Annotated in this window: 18 protein-coding genes; 7 read left to right on the top strand and 11 right to left on the bottom strand. The window is 68.3% G+C overall.

The genetic code is table 11. The annotated features are described in order from the left end of the window. Positions 1-939: a LysR family transcriptional regulator gene (locus ACQPYZ_RS09900; protein ID WP_433167152.1), complete on the bottom strand. Its 939-nt coding sequence runs from the start codon at positions 937-939 to the stop codon at positions 1-3. A gap of 72 nt (positions 940-1,011) precedes the next feature. Between ACQPYZ_RS09900 and ACQPYZ_RS09895 the strand changes: the two genes are divergently transcribed. Then, on the top strand, positions 1,012-1,401 hold the full coding sequence (locus tag ACQPYZ_RS09895) for a RidA family protein (protein ID WP_433167151.1): 390 nt from the start codon (positions 1,012-1,014) through the stop codon (positions 1,399-1,401). A 29-nt stretch (positions 1,402-1,430) separates the two neighbouring features. After that, positions 1,431-2,216: a CPBP family intramembrane glutamic endopeptidase gene (locus ACQPYZ_RS09890; protein ID WP_433167150.1), complete on the top strand. Its 786-nt coding sequence runs from the start codon at positions 1,431-1,433 to the stop codon at positions 2,214-2,216. On the opposite strand, the gene ACQPYZ_RS09885 is transcribed toward ACQPYZ_RS09890, so the two are convergent. Next, on the bottom strand, positions 2,170-2,532 hold the full coding sequence (locus ACQPYZ_RS09885; protein ID WP_433167149.1) for a hypothetical protein: 363 nt from the start codon (positions 2,530-2,532) through the stop codon (positions 2,170-2,172). The two genes, ACQPYZ_RS09890 and ACQPYZ_RS09885, sit on opposite strands and share 47 nt — an antisense overlap. 74 nt (positions 2,533-2,606) lie before the next feature. Between ACQPYZ_RS09885 and ACQPYZ_RS09880 the strand changes: the two genes are divergently transcribed. Continuing rightward, the gene (locus ACQPYZ_RS09880; RefSeq protein WP_433167148.1) at positions 2,607-3,458 is read left to right on the top strand and encodes an alpha/beta fold hydrolase; all 852 of its coding nucleotides are present in this window, start codon (positions 2,607-2,609) and stop codon (positions 3,456-3,458) included. A gap of 26 nt (positions 3,459-3,484) precedes the next feature. Here ACQPYZ_RS09880 and ACQPYZ_RS09875 read toward each other — a convergent pair whose 3' ends face one another. Both ACQPYZ_RS09875 and ACQPYZ_RS09870 read right to left on the bottom strand, forming a co-directional pair. Continuing rightward, a complete protein-coding gene (locus tag ACQPYZ_RS09875) occupies positions 3,485-3,766 on the bottom strand; it encodes an antibiotic biosynthesis monooxygenase family protein (RefSeq protein ID WP_433167147.1) in 282 nt (93 codons plus the stop codon). A gap of 66 nt (positions 3,767-3,832) precedes the next feature. Next, complete coding sequence (locus ACQPYZ_RS09870) at positions 3,833-4,267, bottom strand: SRPBCC family protein (RefSeq protein WP_433167146.1); 435 nt, start codon at positions 4,265-4,267, stop codon at positions 3,833-3,835. Positions 4,268-4,346: 79 nt separating this feature from the next. On the opposite strand from ACQPYZ_RS09870, the gene ACQPYZ_RS09865 reads away from it, so the two are divergent. Next, positions 4,347-4,892: a TetR/AcrR family transcriptional regulator gene (locus ACQPYZ_RS09865; RefSeq protein WP_433167145.1), complete on the top strand. Its 546-nt coding sequence runs from the start codon at positions 4,347-4,349 to the stop codon at positions 4,890-4,892. Between the two features lie 53 nt (positions 4,893-4,945). Here the strand turns inward: ACQPYZ_RS09865 and ACQPYZ_RS09860 are convergent, their stop codons facing one another. Beyond that, the gene (locus tag ACQPYZ_RS09860; protein ID WP_433167144.1) at positions 4,946-6,037 is read right to left on the bottom strand and encodes a CU044_5270 family protein; all 1,092 of its coding nucleotides are present in this window, start codon (positions 6,035-6,037) and stop codon (positions 4,946-4,948) included. Then, positions 6,034-6,702: an RNA polymerase sigma factor gene (locus ACQPYZ_RS09855; RefSeq protein ID WP_433167143.1), complete on the bottom strand. Its 669-nt coding sequence runs from the start codon at positions 6,700-6,702 to the stop codon at positions 6,034-6,036. The genes ACQPYZ_RS09860 and ACQPYZ_RS09855 overlap by 4 nt, the downstream gene beginning before the upstream one ends. Positions 6,703-6,812: 110 nt before the next feature. Here ACQPYZ_RS09855 and ACQPYZ_RS09850 point away from each other — a divergent pair, with 110 nt between their 5' ends. Next, a complete protein-coding gene (locus tag ACQPYZ_RS09850) occupies positions 6,813-7,019 on the top strand; it encodes an NAD(P)H-binding protein (protein WP_433167142.1) in 207 nt (68 codons plus the stop codon). Between the two features lie 195 nt (positions 7,020-7,214). Further along, positions 7,215-7,358, top strand: a complete 144-nt coding sequence (locus ACQPYZ_RS09845; RefSeq protein WP_433167141.1) for a hypothetical protein — start codon at positions 7,215-7,217, stop codon at positions 7,356-7,358. 6 nt (positions 7,359-7,364) lie between these two features. On the opposite strand, the gene ACQPYZ_RS09840 is transcribed toward ACQPYZ_RS09845, so the two are convergent. The 3 genes from ACQPYZ_RS09840 to ACQPYZ_RS09830 all read right to left on the bottom strand — a co-directional run bounded on the left by ACQPYZ_RS09840 (position 7,365) and on the right by ACQPYZ_RS09830 (position 10,939). Further along, entirely contained in the window at positions 7,365-8,966 is a 1,602-nt protein-coding gene (locus ACQPYZ_RS09840) for an FAD-dependent oxidoreductase (RefSeq protein WP_433167140.1), read from the bottom strand. A 428-nt stretch (positions 8,967-9,394) separates the two neighbouring features. Next, the gene (locus ACQPYZ_RS09835; protein ID WP_433167139.1) at positions 9,395-10,216 is read right to left on the bottom strand and encodes an alpha/beta fold hydrolase; all 822 of its coding nucleotides are present in this window, start codon (positions 10,214-10,216) and stop codon (positions 9,395-9,397) included. Positions 10,217-10,246: 30 nt separating this feature from the next. After that, complete coding sequence (locus ACQPYZ_RS09830; RefSeq protein ID WP_433167138.1) at positions 10,247-10,939, bottom strand: alpha/beta fold hydrolase; 693 nt, start codon at positions 10,937-10,939, stop codon at positions 10,247-10,249. Positions 10,940-11,101: 162 nt separating this feature from the next. Here ACQPYZ_RS09830 and ACQPYZ_RS09825 point away from each other — a divergent pair, with 162 nt between their 5' ends. Beyond that, positions 11,102-13,966: a BTAD domain-containing putative transcriptional regulator gene (locus tag ACQPYZ_RS09825; RefSeq protein WP_433167137.1), complete on the top strand. Its 2,865-nt coding sequence runs from the start codon at positions 11,102-11,104 to the stop codon at positions 13,964-13,966. A 152-nt stretch (positions 13,967-14,118) separates the two neighbouring features. Here ACQPYZ_RS09825 and ACQPYZ_RS09820 read toward each other — a convergent pair whose 3' ends face one another. Then, entirely contained in the window at positions 14,119-16,920 is a 2,802-nt protein-coding gene (locus ACQPYZ_RS09820) for a helix-turn-helix transcriptional regulator (RefSeq protein WP_433167136.1), read from the bottom strand. Between the two features lie 84 nt (positions 16,921-17,004). Then, complete coding sequence (locus tag ACQPYZ_RS09815) at positions 17,005-17,883, bottom strand: MBL fold metallo-hydrolase (protein ID WP_433167135.1); 879 nt, start codon at positions 17,881-17,883, stop codon at positions 17,005-17,007. Positions 17,884-18,010 lie beyond the last annotated feature (127 nt).

Raw genomic sequence — 18,010 nt, 5'->3', positions numbered from 1 at the left:
TCACCCGGCCCGACTGCGTGGCGCCTCCCGGTGCTCGTCGTCCCGGGGCCTCGCGGCGAGGGTGGCGAGGAAGTTCCCGACCAGGGGATTCGCGTCGGAGTGGCGCCAGGCGATCGCGACGCGAGTCCGGTGGCCGGACGGGGCGATGCGGCGGAACACGACCCCTTTAAGGCGGAGCCGGCGAATGCTCGCCGGCGCGAGCGAAACTCCCAGGCCGGCGCCGACCAGTGAGCAGACGGTCGGCCACTCGACCGCACGCTGGACCACTCGGGGCTCGAAACCAGCGGCCGTGCAGATACCGACGATCTGGTCGTGAAGCTCTGAGCCGGCGGACCGGGGCAGCAGCACGAACGGCGAGGGCGCAAGGTCCTCGACGTGCACGATTCGCTGTGGACTGAGCGGATGGGCTGTGGGCAACACAGCGACGAACGATTCCTCGAGGACGGTCGTGAATCGCAGCTCGGGATCGTCGGCGGGGGGCTCGCGCAGGATGCCAAGGTCGATGGCCTGGTCGCGCAACGCGGCCAGTTGCGGCTCGCTGGTCATCTCCCGGATGTCCAGCGCTACGTCCGGGAACTGTGCCCGGAAGGTCCGCATCAGCCCGGGCAGGACCGTCAGCGCGACCGAGGCGGCAAAGCCGATCCGCAACCGACCGGCGACGCCGCTGCCGACGGCTCGGGCCGCCGCGAGACCGTCGGCCAGCTGGGCAAGAGCATGTCGCGCCGCGGGTAGCAAGGCTTGCCCGGCCGGAGTGAGAGCGACCGGTCCGGCGCCGCGGTGGAAGAGGCTGTGGCCGACCTTCTCCTCGAGCCGGCGGATCTGCTGGCTCAGCGGTGGCTGCGCGATACCCAACCTGGTGGCGGCCCGACCGAAATGGAGCTCCTCGGCAAGAATGACGAACGCGTGCAGCTGGGACGGCGCGAGCTCCGGGCGTTCCATAGGAGAAATGATATCGAATGACGGCCTCAATAATATTGGGAATATCACCGTACGTCCTTTAGCCTCCGTGCCGTGAGAGAACGACGCGCAATCCTCAGTGGCTCGGTCTTCGAGGAACAGATCGGCTACGCCCGGGCGGTGGTCGACGGCGACTGGGTGCACATCTCCGGCACGACTGGTTTCGACTACACCGACATGACGATCTCCGCCGACGTGGTCGCACAGGTCGAGCAGGCGCTCAGCAACATCAACGCCGCGCTGGCCGAGGCGGAGTGCACATTCGCAGACGTCGTCCGGGTGCGTTACCTGCTGCCGGATCGCGACGACTTCGAGCGCTGCTGGCCGAGTTTGCGCCGGGCCTTCGGCGAGGTCCGGCCGGCCGCCACGATGCTCGTCTGCGGATTGGCCGATCCTCGCATGAAGATCGAGATCGAAGCGTACGCCCGCCGGCCGACCGGATGACGGCCGCTCCGGAAGGCGCACCCGGTCCGATGACCGACGATCCGCAGAGCGAGCGGAGACCGTGGCGCTTCTTCGGGCTCGTGTTCGTCCTGAGTCTGCCGCTGTATTTGCTGAGTCCGTTCGTGCACGTCTCCGGGCTGCCTAAGAACGGGCCCATTCTCGACTTCGTCGGCGCCTTCATGCCGATGGTTGCCGCCGTCATCCTGACCGGTCGCGCCGCGGGCCGCCGGGGAGTGCGTGAGTTGCTCGGCCGGGCGGTGGACTTCCGCCGGATCCCGGCCCGTCGCTGGTATCTGGTGATGATTCTGCTGATGCCGGCTGTGTACCTGCTGACCGCCGTGGCGCTGTGGGTGACGGATGTACGCCTGCCGGTTCAGCCGTCGCTGAGCCCGCTCGCCATGCTCGTGTTCGTGCCCGTGTTCGTGCTGGCCGCGACCGGGGAGGAGCTGGGCTGGACGGCGTACGCGACCGATCCGCTGCGTTCACGCTACGGCCCGCTGGCAGCGAGCCTGATCATCGCGCTGCCGTGGTGGGCGTGGCATCTCTACTCCATCATCAGCAGCGGCCAGACGAGCACCCTGGTGGTGCTGGGGTTCTTCGCGACCATCGGGTTCCGGATCATCTACGTGTGGTTGTACGGCGCGACCGGGAGCGTGGCCTCGGTCATCATCCTGCATGCCATGACCAACGTCGCGGCGTCGTACCTGCCGATGGTCCCCACCAGCGCGGCCGCCCCGGTCCTGCTCGTCGTGGCAGCCGTCATCGCAGTCAGCTGGACCGTCGCCCGGCGGCGTTCGCGTGTGCTCGCGAGCTGATCGCGTGCAGCCACACGCGGCGGATGACTCCGCTGCCCGCCCTGATCAGCAGCCAGTACAGCGCGAACCGACGACGCGACCGTGCGTCGCTCGCGATCACCCGGGTCTCAGTCACCAGGAACCCGTCGACTGCCCGGAAGTTGGTCGCGAAATCTGCCGCCCGAAAACCACGAAGTGCCATCAGGACACGGAAAACCCACACCTCACGCCAGGTCACCTCCTCCACCGCCGCGAGGAGCAGCGCAGGCTCGGTGTCGGTCGCGACCCGGTGGGTGCTCCGCCGGTCCCACCGAGGCATCGCGTCGTCCAGAAGCATGGTCCCCCCGTTGTCCTTCCCCATACGGTAGCGTATGGAGGAGGATGTTGGCCTGACCCGTCGAGGAGGTTGCCGTGCCTACGCTGCGTCTCACCGCTGGTGAGATCGACTACCAGGACACCGGTGGAGAGGGACCGGTCCTGGTCCTGCTGCACGGCGTGAACATGGACGCGAGCCTGTGGCGCGACGTCGTCGCCGAGCTCGGTCCGGACTTCCGGTGTATCGCTCCCACGCTTCCTCTCGGCAGCCACCGGCGCGCCATGGATCGGCCGGAACTCGTGACTCACCACGGCGTCGCGGCGATGGTGGGAGAGCTGATGGAGGCGCTCGATCTCTCGGCGGTCACGCTGGTGGCCAACGACTGGGGCGGTGCGCAGTTTCTCCTCGCCGACGGCCCGAACGATCGCATCGCGGCCGCAGTCCTGGTCGCATGCGAGGCGTTCGACAACTTCCCACCCGGTCGGCCTGGCCGGGCGATCGCGACGAGTGCCCGCGTGCCGGGGTTGTTGTGGGCGGCGATGCAACTGCAGCGCTTCACCTGGTTCCGGCGCGCTCCCGGCGCCTGGGGCTGGATGAGCAAGCGGCCGATTCCCCGGCAGGTCATGGACCGGTGGTTCGCGCCGGCGCTGGGCGATCCCGCCGTACGACGGGATCTGCGGACGTTCGCGCTCTCGACGCCGCCGCCGACCGAGCTGCGCCGGCTGGTGGAGCGGTTGCCGAGCTTCGACCGGCCGGTTCTGGTGCTGTGGGCAACGGAGGACATGTTGATGCCGCGGGAGCACGGCGGCCGGCTCGCGTCATTGTTCCCGCACGGCCGACTGGTCGAGATCGACGACAGCTACACGCTGATGCCAGCAGACCAGCCGCAGCGACTCGCCGCCGAACTGGCCCGCTTCGTCACCGAGGTCCAGTCCACATCGACTTGAAAAGGTCCGCCGGTTGTCGAAGACCGTCAGACGTCGACCGATACCGCGTCGAGGACATCCTTCGTACCTGGGTCGGTGACGCCGGCTTCCTGCCAAGCGGCGCGCAGTGCGTCGCTCTTCATGTGCTGTACGGCGCGCTCGAGGTCGTCGAACTCGAACAGCACCACCACCTCGTGAGGATCCTGGCGGTTGCGGAAGACGTTGGTGCTCCGGCAGCCGGCCTCGGCGCGGGTCGCGGCCAGACTTTCGAACCCCTTCTTCCACTTTTCGAATTCCTCGAAGCGCTGACGAACAAGTACGTGCGGCATGGCATCGTCCTTCCTGGTTCCTCGCGTGAACAGTTCACGCGAACTGACGGTGTGACGTACGACGGGTCATACCGATGGTCCGGTCTTCGGCGCGGTCCGAATGATCTCGCGCTCCAGGTTGTCCAGCAGTTGCTCGATGATGCGGTTGTGTTGGCGCCGGACAACCAGCGGCCAGAGCAGGCGGAACATCCCGCCGGTGCGCCCAGTGAGCTCGTGCCGGATCAGCGTGCCGCCGCCTCGGGGGTGTAGCGAGAAGCCGTGCCCGCCACTGAGTTGCCGGCCGGTGTCGAACCACAATCGCCGGCCTTGCTCGACCGCGCCCACGTGGTAGCGCAGCGACGCGTGCTCCACCGGGGCACCCGGCTTCAGACCCTGCGGGAGGCGGAATGTTCCAGCCTCCGGCGGCCAGAGCCGGTCATCGTCGCCGCCCAGCCCGGTGAGCAACTCCCAGACCCGGTCAGGGGCGGCGGCAACGAACCGTTCATGCAGGTTGTAGACCATCGCAACCCCTCCATACGGTAGCGTATGGTACCGACCATACGGCACCGTATGATGCGTGGCAAGGAGAGCTGAGGCACACATGACTAGTCGCCTGTCGGCCGACGACTGGGCGGCAGCGGCGCTCGACGCTCTCGCGGACGGCGGCGTGCCCGCGGTCGCGGTGGAGCCGATCGCGCTGCGCCTGGGAGCGACGAAAGGCAGCTTCTACTGGCACTTCCGTAATCGGCAGGCCTTGGTCGAAGCGGCCCTGGCCCGCTGGGCGCAGCAGACCGAAGACACCATCGAGCGGCTGGACCAGATCGTCGATCCGGAGGCCCGGATGCGCACCCTCCTGGAGGGCGTGATGGCCGATACTACGGACGCCGCGATCTCCTTCCGACTGATCAGCGCCGCCGATGACTCTGCGGTCGGTGAGACCGCCCGCCGGGTGACCGAACGCCGCCTCGCCTACCTGCAGGCCGCGTTGGAGGAGCTCGGGCTGTCCCCCGAGCTCGCCCGTCGTCGCGTCCTGGCCGGATACGGCGCCTACCTCGGCCTGGCCGCGCTCCGCCGCATCGGCGCCGGCAGCACATCGGCCGACTTCATCGACCAACTGATGTCAGATCTGACCCGCCCGCCGAGCTGACCTCCGAACAAGCCGCACGGAGCAGGTCCGCTCGCCGGACCTGTCATCCGGGGTCAGCGGATGGTGGGACGGATGGGGGTGATCTGGGTGGCGACGGAGGTCCAGCTGATGATGTCGCCCCGCCGGTAGGACATCGGGTCGCCGTCACCGTTGAGAGGCGCAGTGATGGTGGCGACTTCACGCAGGCCGATGAACTGCCCGGTTCGGGGGTCGATGATCAGTTCCTTGCGTACGCCGAACTGCTGCAGCTGACTGACGGCGCGACCGGTCCTGCCGTCGAGGTTCACCGCGTCCGCCTGGAGGCTGATCCCGGGAATCATCCGGATCGCCTGATACAGGGCCGCCCTCAGGTCGGCCGGAGCGATCCCGGACGCCAGGATGAGGGTGGCACGATCGAACGGCGCGGTTGCGATGCGCGCGGGACTCGGGACCGGTGGCAGTCCGTCGTTCGTGCGCAACCTCGCGAGCAACCTGTCCGGATCCCGGGGCAGCTGGGCGAGGAAGGCGGGGGTCGGGGTGAACCAACTCGGCCTGCAGCCGTTCTTCGCTCCTTTCGGTCGGACCCGTAGCGAGCCACCGTTCGTGCCGACCGCGCAGACCTCGCGTGACTTGAGGGTCTGCGGCTCGACATTCAACGGGTCGACCGTGGCCCAGTACTTCCTCGCTGCCTCGCTGGAGAACGCCTTCTTGGCGTCGAGCACCGAGATCGCGGTGTACGGCGGGTTCCGATCGGCGCCGATCCACAGGTTGGTCACGTCGAGCCCGGTGCCGCGGTAGGAGTTCCTCGGGCCGAAGTTCCAGGACCGTTGGCTTCGCTGGGTGATCTGGCGGTACTGCCCTGACGGAATCGGCGCGTCCGGACTGGCGCTGGTGTGGTCCGCGGCGGCGGCCAGGAACGTGCCGGCGTCGGCGACGGCGCCAGGCGGCGGAGCACCGTCCTTGACGACCACGTCGTTGATCAGGAAGCCGCCGGCCAGCGTCGCGGCGAGGGTGCCGGCAATGATCGTCCGGCGCAGGGTGATCGGCCGGCCGCGGACAGGGGACGGCGACGGGCTGAGCAGACGCTGACGAGCGCGAGCCAGGGCCATCGGGTCGGGCTGGGGTACGTCGGCGCGTACCTGCTTGAGCAGGTCGATCTCGTTCATGAGGGGTTCTCCTGAAGGTCGTGACCGAGCGCCTTACGCAGGACTCGGCGGGTTCGGTGAAGGCGGGATGCGACCGATCCCACGGGGATGCCGAGGGCGTCGGCGATCTGGGGATAGCTGAGGTCTTCCCAGGCGTAGAGCAGCAAGACGTCCCGGTCGATCGGGCGCAGCCTGGCCAGCGCGCCGGCCAGCACCCGACTCGCGGATTTCGCGTCGACCCGCGACGACACCTCGGCCGAGAGGACGTCCGAGCCGTCGAGGACCTCGTCGGCACCGAAGCGGGAATAGGCGCGGTACTGACGGACCTCGTCCCGCCGTCTGCGGTGGATCAGATTGGTCGCGATCCCGTAGAGCCACGGCAGCGCGCCCGCTGGGGAGTCCTGATACCCGTGTCGACGTTCGAAGGCGATCAGGAACGTCTGGCCGACCAGGTCGTCGGCCTCGGTGCTGCCTAGCCGTCGGGCGACGTACCGGTGAATGGCGACGGCATGCCGATCGAACAACACCGCGAAATCCGCGCGGGCGTCTTCGCCCGATGACACGAGCTGACCATCCGTGCGCGCCCCGACCGACCCGGCGGCAGGCGCCCGGGCCGATTCCGGCGACTGCTGCGGCTCCAGCGGGACACATTCGACGGCGAACGACGCGGTAGAAGGTTGGTTCACGACTACTTCTGTCCGATCGGCCAAGATCACTTCCCATCGGTTCCGGAAGCAACGGCGGCCATGACAATACGGTAGCGTATGGTTGTGGCTTCGAAGGCTGGCTTGTCGGGATGAAGGTTCTGTTGGCCGGTGCGTCTGGCACCATCGGCCCGCCGCTGGTTCGGCAACTGCAGACAGCCGGCCACCACATGGTCGCGATCCACCGCAGTCCCCGCGGTGGCGACGTACTCCGGGCTGCTCAGGCGACCGCTATCCAGGTGGACGTTCTGGACCGGAACGCGCACGATCGGGACGGCCAACCTGCTGGCCGCCGCTGAACTGGTCGGCGCGACCCGGTTCCTCACGCAGTCGATGGTTTTCGGCTACGGCTACGGGGACTTCGCAGCCTTCCCGGGGCGGCGTACAACGTCGCTGACGACGAACCGGTCAGCTTCTCGGACGTCATCACCGCTGCGGCCGAGGCACTGAACGCACCGCGGCCGATCCGGCTGCCATCGTGGATCCTCACCCCCGTGCCCTACGCCAAAGTGGTGCTGACCGGAGGACTGCGGGTCAGCAACGAGAAGGCCAAGCGCGACCTCGGCTGGAGACCGCGGATGGCGACGTACCGCGAAGGAATCGCCGATCTCGCCCGTCGGTACACCCCGAACCAGTGAGGTCATTCAGAGGGACGGCTGTGCACCACAGGTGAGCAGTGCGCCCTTCAGGTCCGAGACCTCTGGGAAGCGGGCCCTCCAAGCGATGTATCCGTCCGGGCGAACGAGCAGTGCAGTGCCCGGTTTGGAGCGATAGCCGCTCCGGAAGGATCCCTCACTGTCGCGGACGACGAATCCGTTCCAGCCTGAGCTCTCGCCGTCTGCGATCAGACAGCCACGCACGTTGTCGCCCAGGGTTTCCTGCTCGATGCCTCCTCGCCAACCGTGCAACAGCAGTGTGAAGTGCGGACCTCGGAACACGTCGAAGAGCCGAAGTCTCGCGCCTGTAGCTGCATCGACGACTACAGCGTCGGGAGCCCGGTCACCGGGGCGGACGCGGCCACCAGTCAGTTGGTCGACGGCAAGTGGGCCGTCCCGGTAGCCGAGGTCGATCTGGGAGACCTTGCCGAGAAGCTTCCGATTGATGGCGGGGCGGCCGAGCAGCGGCAGCAGGACCCGCTGGACACCGAAGGCGACCAGCGGATTGCGGCTCATCACGACGTCCAGGATGTCGGTGCTCTTCTCGAGCACTCGGCGCGCCGCCGGCAACCGCTCTGCCTGGTAGGTGTCCAACAGCGAGTCGGCCGCTCCCCGGAGGCACGCGCCGAGCTTCCATCCGAGGTTGTACGCGTCCTGCATTCCGGTATTCATGCCTTGGCCGCCGGTCGGCGGATGGATGTGCGCGGCATCTCCGGCCAGGAATACCGGACCGAACCTGTACGACTCCACTCGACGGATGTTGACCTGGAAGTTCGACAACCAGGTCGGATCGGTCAATGCGAGTCCGGAGTGACCTGTACGCCGCTCCCACAACTGCCGGAGTTTCTCGAGTGACGGCTCGGCGTCGTCACCTGGGTCGAGACTCGCCCCGACCTGCCACTGTCCCGTGCCGGGAAGCCCTGCCATGCCAACGAAGGACCCATCGCTTCCCAACCAGGCATGTGAATGAACGCCGCGCGCGTCCTCGACCACCCAACCCGGCGCGCTGACGTCGCCGAGGAGGTACCGCTGCGTCTCTCGGGTCTCACCTGCGAAGGACGCACCAACGGCCTTCCGCACGAAACTCCGGCCCCCGTCGCAACCGACCAGGTATCGCGCAGCGACAGTCCGGCGTTCGCCGTCGGCCCCGATCAACTCCGCGGTCGCGCCATCGGCCGCGACGACGAGCCGGTCCAGTCGCGTGCCGAACTCGATCGACCCGCCCAGTTCTTTCAACCGCTCCGCGAGGACGCCGGTCGTCGCGAACTGCGGCAGCATGACGATGTTCGGATAGGGCACATCAGCGCGCGCCTCGGCAACGCCGGCGTCGAACTGAGCCAACCGCCGACGGTCCTTGTGAAGGGTGATGAACTGCCGAAACTCGCCTCGCGCCAGCACCTCCCCCACGACACCGAGATCATCCAAGATCTCGAGCGTCCGTGGCTGCAGGCCCTTCCCGCGCGACTGCCTGGGGAGCTGAGGCGCCTGCTCGACGAGCATGGCATCAATTCCTCGGCGTGCAAGATCGACGGCCAAGGTGAGACCGGTCGGACCCGCACCGACGATCAGCACATCGGTCTGCGTGGTCACTGGGCAGCCTGCGCCGACGTGTCCCGCACATCCTGCGGTCGACTCAGACCCGAGGACCTCTCCCAACACAGACGGGGTCCAGGATGCCCGAGCCGACAAATCGCTTCTTTCTGCATATGGCGCACCCTCAGTTGACGTACGACGGTCCCGGAAATCTGTAGCACGCAGGATTTCGCCGAATACGATTCAGTGAGCCGGCCGAATTCTCGCGCAAGGATCGCCGGATCACCGAACCTGATTCGGTGAATTAACAGGTAATGGAGCCGCGCTACGTCCGAGACGTACACCTATGCAGTGCGCGTCCGACGTTACATCTGGTTTGCTCCTCGAAATCCGAACGACTGTTCTGAAGCTACAGGAAGCGCAGTTCAATTCCCAATATACTTTGGGCCATCGTTCGATATCGTTGATCCTATGAAACGCCAGGCTCAGCGGGTGGCGCGGGCGGCGTCGAGGATCAGGTTGGTGACGGTTCGTGGGTGGCTGATCATTGCGACGTGGGACGAGGTCGGCGCTTCGACGATTGTGCGGGCCTTCGCCCGGCGGTACATCCAGCGCTGGCACGCGGGTGGGATCGCCTTGTCGCGGCCGGCGACCAGGCACCATGACGGGATGGTGCGCCACGCGGCGGCCTGGGTCGGGTAGATGAAGGAGTCCGCGTCGAACGGTCGTTGGGTGGCCTGCAGGAGCCGGAATGTGGCCGTGGATACGTCGGCTGCGAACGCGGCCTGGCCATTCTTGCCGAGGTACAGGTCCGTTCCGGTGGTGCCGTCAGGTTTGGTGTAGGGAACGCCCACGCTCACCGGCCCGACGAGGCTTCCCGGGAATTTGGTGATGAGCTCTCCCTGCGTCTCGCCGACGTCCGGCGCGAACGCAGCGACGTACACGAGCGCCTTGACGTTGCTCTTCCCGGCGGCGGCATTCGTGATGACGGTGCCACCCATCGAGTGCGCGACCAACACGATCGGACCGTCGATCGAGTCGAGCAGGCTCCCGATGTACGGCGCATCGGTCGGAATACCTCGCAGCGGGTTCGACCCCGCGACCGTCGCGTAGCCCCTCGCCTGGAGTTGCTGGATGGTCGAGTTCCAGCACGACGAGTCGGCGTACCCGCCATGGACCAGCACGATGGTGGGCTTGGTGGTCGCGGCTGCCGCCGGTGTCCCGAACGGGCCGGCGGTCAACGCTGCGGAGCCGGCCAGCGCTGCCCCGGCTCCGAGCACCTGGCGTCGTGTGACGTTCGTACTCATGATGGATCTCCTCACTCGGCCCGGCAGCGCTCAGGAGCCCGATCCGGCAGCCTGCTTGATGACCTCCGCGGTGGCCTGGGGCTGCGAGACATAGAGGGAGTGGCTCGCGGCGACCTCGCTCACCGTGGCGCCGGCCCGGTCCGCCATCGCGCGCTGAGCCGGCGGCGGGATCATGCGGTCGTCAGTCGCGACCAGGTACCAGCTCGGCTTGTCTCGCCACGCCGGCCGGGTGTTGACGCCACCGAGGGCATCCACGCCCCACGGCACTTGCGAGTCGGCCATGAAGCGGGCGAGCGAAGCCGGCAGGTCGGCGGCGAAGGACGCTGCGAACTTGTCGCTGTCGAGAAAGAGGAAGCCGTCCACCGGCGGCAGGATCGGCGGGACGGGCGCTCCCGGTGGCGGGTCCGCGATCAGCGTATTGACCGACTCGCCCTTGTCCGGGGCGAAGGCCGCGATGTAGACGAGGGCGGTCACCTTCTCGTGGTTGCCGGCCTCGCTGATGACCGCGCCGCCGTACGAGTGGCCGACCAGCACGACCGGACCGTCCTGGGCGTCGAGAACCCGGCGGGTGACGGCGACGTCGTCCTCGAGAGACAGCGTGGGGTTCTGGACGACCGCGACCTGGTAGCCATCGGCCGTCAGTAGGTCGTGAACCTGCTGCCAGCCGGACCCGTCCACGAACCCGCCATGGACCAGGACCACGTTCTTGATCGGATCGGACATCGTGCGCTCCTTGAAGCCGAGGGGATGAGTGGATACGCCGGACGGTAGCCACGGCAGCCGCCGAAGAAGTGCGCGGAAAGTGTGCGGACGCCTGCGATCCTTGGCGAACGGGTGGATCGAGCCGGCGTGGTCGAGCGCCGTTCGGCGGTGGTAGCCTCCGCTATGGGCCACAGCAACTCGCCGGTCCGGTTCGGGCTCTTCGGCGGTGTCCGCGTCATCCGCGCCGGCGTCGAGATCCCGGTCACCCAGCGCAAGCAGCGCGCGATCCTCGGACTCCTGCTCGCGACACCCGGCGAGACGGTCGGCTTGTCGGAACTCGTCGACGAGCTCTGGCCCGGCGAACCTGCCGCGTCGGTGACGAACCAGATCCACCGGCATATCGGCGCGCTCCGGCGAATCTGCGAGCCGCAGCTCGTACGTCGCGAAGCCGGCCGATACCTGCTGCCGGCCGGCACCGGCTACCGGCTGGTCGCCGGCCCCGAGGAGAGTGACGTAGCCCAGTTCCGGGCCGCGGTGAGACAGGCCCGCGGGCTGTCCGAGCAGGGCGATCGGACGGCATCGCTGCGCGGATTCCTGGACGCGCTCGAGGTGGCGGCGGCGCCCGCCGGCGACGACCGGCTTCGCAGCCTGGCCGCGTTCGTCGGGTTGGAGGACGAACGGGTCCGCGCCATCGTCTCCGCCGCCGAGTTGTGTGCCGTCGCACCCGAGTACGCCGCGATGGTCCCGGTACTGCGGACCGCGAGCACGCACCACCCGCTCGACGAGTCCTTGCACGCTCATCTCGTCCTCGCCTTGTCCGCGATCGGCCGCACGGCCGACGCGCTCGGCGTCTACCGCGAGATCCGGGCGGCCCTCGACCGCGAGCTCGGCGTGGGTCCGGGGACGCTCCTCGAGCAGGCCCATGCGGCAGCGCTCGGAGATCCTCGCCGCGGCGCGCCAGGCGCTGCCGGACAACGGCATTCAGGCGAAACGGACCGACGTCCGTTCGTGCGGGTCGCGCCCGCCCAGGTTCCGGCGACCGTGCCCGGATTCGTGGGACGCGCCGACGTACGGCGTACGTTCCGGGACGACCTCACCAGGCCGAGCCGACTGCTGCTCGTCACCGGCATGGCAGGAGTCGGCAAGACCACCTTGGCGCTGCAGTGCGCCCACGACCTCGCCGATCACTTCCCCGACGGTCAACTGTTCGCCAACCTGCGTGGCTTCGATGCGACCGCCGCACCGACAGCTCCGCTCGATGCCCTGCAGGACATGCTGTTCGGCCTCGGCGTCCCCGCTCAGGGACTGCCCGATTCTCTCGACGCCCGGTCCGCGCTGCTGCGGACCCTGCTCGCCGATCGCCGCATGCTGATCGTGCTCGACAACGCGCACGACTATCAGCAGGTCGAGCCGCTGCTACCAGGAGCGGGACGCCATCTGGTCGTCATCACCAGCCGGAACAGCCTGCCCGCCCTGGTGGCCTTCAACCAGGCGACCCCGATCGAGCTCGAGCCGTTCGACGACGACGAAGTCGCGGAGTTCTTCGCCCGCCGGCTCGCCGACCGGCACACCGCTGACGATCGCGAGGCGCTGATCCAGCTGGGCCAGGCCTGCGGCGGCCTTCCGCTCGCGCTGGCGATCGTCTCCGCCCGGGCCGTGGCGAATCCGCGGTTCCCGCTCGACCTGTTCGTGCGCGAGTTCGTCAACTCCGATCTCCGCCTGCCCGCACTCGCGGCCGACGGCTCCGGCCTCGACCTCAGCGCGGTGTTCTCGTGGTCGGCGCGCGGGCTGTCCGAGGATGCGCTGCACGCGTTCGCGGTGCTCAGTTGCCACCCCGGCCCCAGCATCTCCGTCGCAGCCTCGATCAGCCTGACCGGATTCGACGCCGGCACGACACGCGCCGTACTCGCGGAGCTGACGGCCGCCAGTGTGCTCCGGCAGCTCAGTCCAACTGCCTACGCCTTCCACGACCTCGTCCGCGAGTACGCCCTCGGACTACTCGGCGAACGCCGTACGGACGCTTCGACACGACTCATCAGCCACTACGTACGGTCCCTCGCCAACGCCATCGCCAGCTTCCAACAGCCTTCCAGCGGGCGCGCCGACGAGCTGCCCGGCATCGTGGCCGAGGAGTTCTCCTCCAGCCAGGCGGCCACCAGCTGGTACGCCGAGCAGCGGCACATTCTGCACTCCGTCTGCAGGCTCGCCATGGACCTGGGGCAGTACCAGGCGGCACTCATGATCATGCTCGACTGGCGCCCCATGAGCCAGGCCATCGATGCACGGCACGACATGCTCCCGTACGCCGACCTCGCGGTAGCCGCGGCCGAGCAGCTCAGCGACGAGACGCTGCGTGCGGAGGCCTACCGCGATGCCGCTTCCAACCTCGCCCGGACCGACCAGACCGACCGCGCTCGGGCATTGTTCCTGCGCGCCGCCGCGGCGTACGAGCAAGCAGGCGACCGGCTCGGTCTGGCCAGCGTCTACCGCAGCATGTGCGTCACGATGGCCATGGATCCCACCGAACGGACGACACTGCTCCGCCGATCCGTCGCCATCGTCCGCGAGTTCGGCGACAAGCCGACGCTGGCCAGCACGATGCACGCCCTCGGCCTCGGCTATCTGTGGTCCGGCGCCTACGACGACGCTCTGGTCGCGTTCGCGGAAGCGCTCGCCCTGGCCGAGTCGCTGCCCGGGATGGACCACCTCCAGCCGCACATCCTGTCCGCCCGCGCACGCACTCTGGCCAAAGCCGGTCGCTTCGCCGAAGCGGCGCGCGACGCGGAGCCGGCCTTGGAGATCTTCCGCCGGGAAGGCGCAATCCACGCCGAACTGCGCCTGCTCCACTCGTACGGCGAGGTGCTGACCGCCCTGGAGCGTCCGGACGCCGCCGCCGACGCGTGGCGCCGCTACCTGGCTCTCGTCACCGGCCCCGAACACATCCGCGAGACCAACGCCCTCGACGACGACACCGCCGGCGCCGAGACCATCAAACGCATCGAGAGCCGACTCGCAACCCTCACCACCACCCGCCAAGACGTCAGGTAACTCCCGGGCGAGCGCACCTCTGCCCCGGCCCGTCCCGAGGTTCACGCGTTGGTGAGGAACGGCGGCAACAAATTCCACGGCGGCCCCGCAGCGCGGTCAGCGTCGTCACGATCCGCATCGTGAGGTTCACGAAGTACCAGGCTGTCTGTCGATCAGCGCGACGCCGTCCTCGAACGTGCGCCGGCGCTCAAGGACATGCCGTCGGCCCCAGGTAGTGCGCCGCGGAGTGCCCGCCGGGAGCTGACACCGAGCTTGCCGAACACGTTGCGGAGGTGCCATTCGACGGTGCGTACGCTGAGGAACAGTTCGGCGCCGATCTCGGCGTTGCTGGATCCGTCCCGCGCCAGCCGGGCGATGTGTGCTTCCTGCGCCGTGAGCTCACGGGCGCCGACGCCGGGGAAACGCTTGCGCACCGTTTCTCCAGTTGCCACCAGCTCGCGACGAGTGCGTTCGGCGAACGCCTCCGCTCCGGCCGAGACGAAGACGTCGTGGGCAGCCCGAAGTTGGCTTCGAGCGTCTACCCGTCGGCCACGACGTCGCAGCCACTCCCCGTAGACGAGGTGGGCTCGCGCAAGCGCCACCACGGCTCGGCAGCGGCCCAGCTGATCAATCGCCTCCCGGTAGAGAGCCTCAGCGTCATCGCCCTCGGTGATGAGCGCGCGAGCGCGCGCCTCGACGCCGCGAGCCCACGGCGTATCGCACGGATCGGTGGTACGGACGAGGCGCTCGACCGCGTCGGCAGCACGCTGGTTGTCGCCACTCCGCGCACACGCTTCGACGAGCTCGACCAATCCCCAGTTGGCGAAGCCGAGCTCCTGTGGATACGCGCACGCCAGGTCGGCGGCGGCCACAGCCTCCTGGTAGCGGCCGAGGCCGTTGAAGAGCACCGCGCTGGTGTAGTGGGCGATGCTCAGCCCCATCCCCTCGTCCCTGGATATCGCGTGGCGCTTGATCGCCTCGATCAGCGGGACCGCCTCGGCGGTTCGGCCTTGCCAGCCCGCCAGAGCCATTGCGCTGTACGCCGGTAAGTCGTTTCCCGTCGCCTCGGCGATCGCCGATGTCTCCTCGACGAGCGCCGCGGCAGCGCTGAACTCGCCCGCGTGCAGATGTAGTCCGACACGCTGCGCCAGTGCGATGGGAAGCACCCCGAGGGCTCCCAGATTGCGCGCCAACTCGAGATAGCGCGCGGAAAGCTCGTGCCAGCTCTCGTCCTCCCACAGGTCATGGGCGCTGTGGCAAGCCACGAAGAACCAGCGAAGTTCGTCCTCAGCGGCAACGTCTCCACGGCGGAAGGCGCTGACCGCCTGGGTCAGGACCGGTGCGCCGGCCGGGTAGCCGTCGGTGATCAACAGGGACAATCCGTCCAACAGCAGATCCGGAGCGCGGGTTCGACCTGAATCGGCTGGTGCGGTACGCGCGGCTGCAGCGATCTCGGGCAGGCCGGCCAGCTTGGCCAAGCGACCTACGAACGTCGCGGCGGCCAGCGCGTCAAGATAGGTTTCTCGAGCGAGTTTCGGGGCCACCTGTTCGAAGCGGCGAGCCGTCGCGAGGAGGAGAGAGGACGCGTCGGCGCTGTGGCCCGACGCGAAGGCCATCTGTCCGCGCAGAAGACTCGCCCGTGCGCGCGTCAGGTCATCGGACGGCCCCGCCTCCGCTCGCGCCAACAGCTCGAAGGCCTGTTCGGGCGCACCGGCCTGGTACGCCGCCTGTGCCGCGGCCAGCGCGCGTTCTGCCCGGCGGCTCGGGTCGACAGTCAGCGCCGCCGATCGCTCCAGGAAGGCGGCAGCGGCCGCCAGGCCGCCTCGGGCCTGCGCCCTGCCGGCAGAACGCTCGAGCTCGGCCGCCACCTCCTCGTCCGGAGCTTCGATCGATTGGGCTCGGTGCCAGGCCCGGCGGTCCGGATCGAGTTCCGCATCCGTGGCGTCGGCCAGACCGCTGTGTACCCGCCGTCGATCGTCGGCAGACGCCGCCCGGTACACCGCGGAGCGAACCAACGGGTGACGGAACCTGACTCGCCCGCCGAGATCGATCAGCCCTGCTGCCTCGGCTTCATGAGCCGCATCCATCCCCAGACCGAGGAGCGCGGCGGCTCGCCAAACCAGCACCGGATCGCCGGTCGGCTCGGCCGCAGCAACCAGCAGAAGGACTTGTGACGAGGCAGGCAGCTCGGCGACGCGCCGCAGGAAGCTGTCCTCGATCCGTCCGGCCAGTAGCGCGTCGGGAAGGGCCTCCGGAAGACCGAAGCCACCCGCCAACTGAGTGGGCGAGAGGTCCCGTGGCAACTCCAGCAGGGCGAGCGGGTTTCCACGGGTCTCGGCGACGATCCGATCCTGGATCCGCCTGTCCAGGGGTCCTCGCACCACCTGGGCGAGGAGTTCACCCGCGGCCTTCTCGGGCAGGCCGCCGACCGCCAGCTCCGGCAGATTCCGGAAGGTCACATCCGGTTCCCGGGCCGCGAACAGCATCCCGATGGAGTCAGCCAGCACTCGCCGGGCGACGAACGTCAGCGTCTGCGCCGAGGCACGATCGAGCCATTGCGCATCGTCGATCACGCAGAGCAACGGACCGTCCTCAGCGGCGGCGGACAGCAAGCTCAGTACCGCGAGGCCGACCAGGAACAGGTCCGGCGGCGGACCATCGGTCAGTGCGAAGGCAATCGCAATCGCGTCGCGCTGTGGCTCCGGCAGTAGCTCGAGCCGATCGAGCATCGGTGCGCACAGTTGATGCACCGCCGAGAAGGCGAGTTCCATCTCCGACTCGACTCCGGCAGCCCTGACCACCTCGAAGCCGACCGCCGATTCGACGGCGTAGTGCAGCAGCGCGGACTTCCCGACCCCCGCCTCGCCGCTCACCACGAGTACGGCGCTGCGGCCGCCGCGCACCTCCTCGATGAGCCCGTCCAACACCGCACACTCGTCGCCACGCCCAAGCAGTGCGCGCATCGAGTTGGACATGGCGCCATTCTCGTCGCGCAACCTCGGTGAGACCAGCTTTCTGCACCCACCGCCGCGCTCGCCCCGGGCGCGGCCTGGAGACGGTCAGGGCTTCGCTGCCTTGGCGCCACCCCAGAGCGCGCCTGGATTGGCCCGGCGGGGGTAGCGCCCGAGCATGTCGTCGTACAGTTCCTCGGCGGTGGCTGTCGCCGCGGCTGCTCGGTTGAACTCACGCAAGTACCGCGCCGTCTCCGCGAGGATTGTCGGGCTGTCGGCGGCTTCGGGCTTCTTGTGCCCCGCGATCACGGCAGTCGGGTTCAGTTCGGCCAACCGTTCGGCCGCGCGCGCCCACTCTTCGCGGGACTCGGCGGTCGTGCGCGCGGTGAACTGGTGGGTGTCGTTGTACGCGACGTCTCCGGCGATGAGGAGACGCAGATCGGGGATCCAGAGGCAGGTCGTGTTGTCCGTGTCGGTGTAGCCGGCTTCGACCACTTCGAGTCGGTGACCCTCGAGTTCGAACGAACCGCCGCGCAGCGCCTCGGGGTAGTGCAAAGGTGGAATCTGTCCAGGAAACAGGCGTTCCCAGAATTCCCCCAGCCACTCGGGTTCGCCCTGTGTACGAGCCGTGGCGGCAGTCCCTGCCGTCGCCACGGCCCGGGCGTCCGGAAAGGCGTCCAGCAGTTGGCTCAGTCCGAAGAAGTGGTCGCCATGACCGTGGGTGATATAGATGTGCGTCAGATTCCGGTCGAACGACCGCACCCAATCGACGAGCTCCGCGTTCTGCTGCACCGACGTGTAGGTGTCGACCAGAACCGCGTCGTGCTCGCCGTAGATCAAGGTCGCGCTGTTGGCGACCCACAGCAGATCCTTCGGGCCATGGGGAAGGTCCCGGGTCAGGCCCTCGCGTGTGGCGGTGCGAACGACGTACTCCAGGCCACGCGATGTCGCGACCTCACCCGATGCCTCGTCAATGCCGTGCTTCATCCTTCACGCTCCTGCCGATCTGATCGTCGAATCGGTGCCCTTGGCATTGACGCTAGGAGCCCGGGACACAGGTTCGCCCCAGTAGAGAGCACTGGTCCACGGTGCAGAAACCCGTGCAGGTCTGCGA

Origin of the sequence: Kribbella sp. CA-247076, assembly GCF_050942445.1 — a bacterium.
In the GTDB taxonomy this organism is placed as follows: domain Bacteria; phylum Actinomycetota; class Actinomycetes; order Propionibacteriales; family Kribbellaceae; genus Kribbella.
Note: the sequence above shows the minus strand (reverse complement) of the source record. Positions and strands in the feature narration are given on the sequence as shown.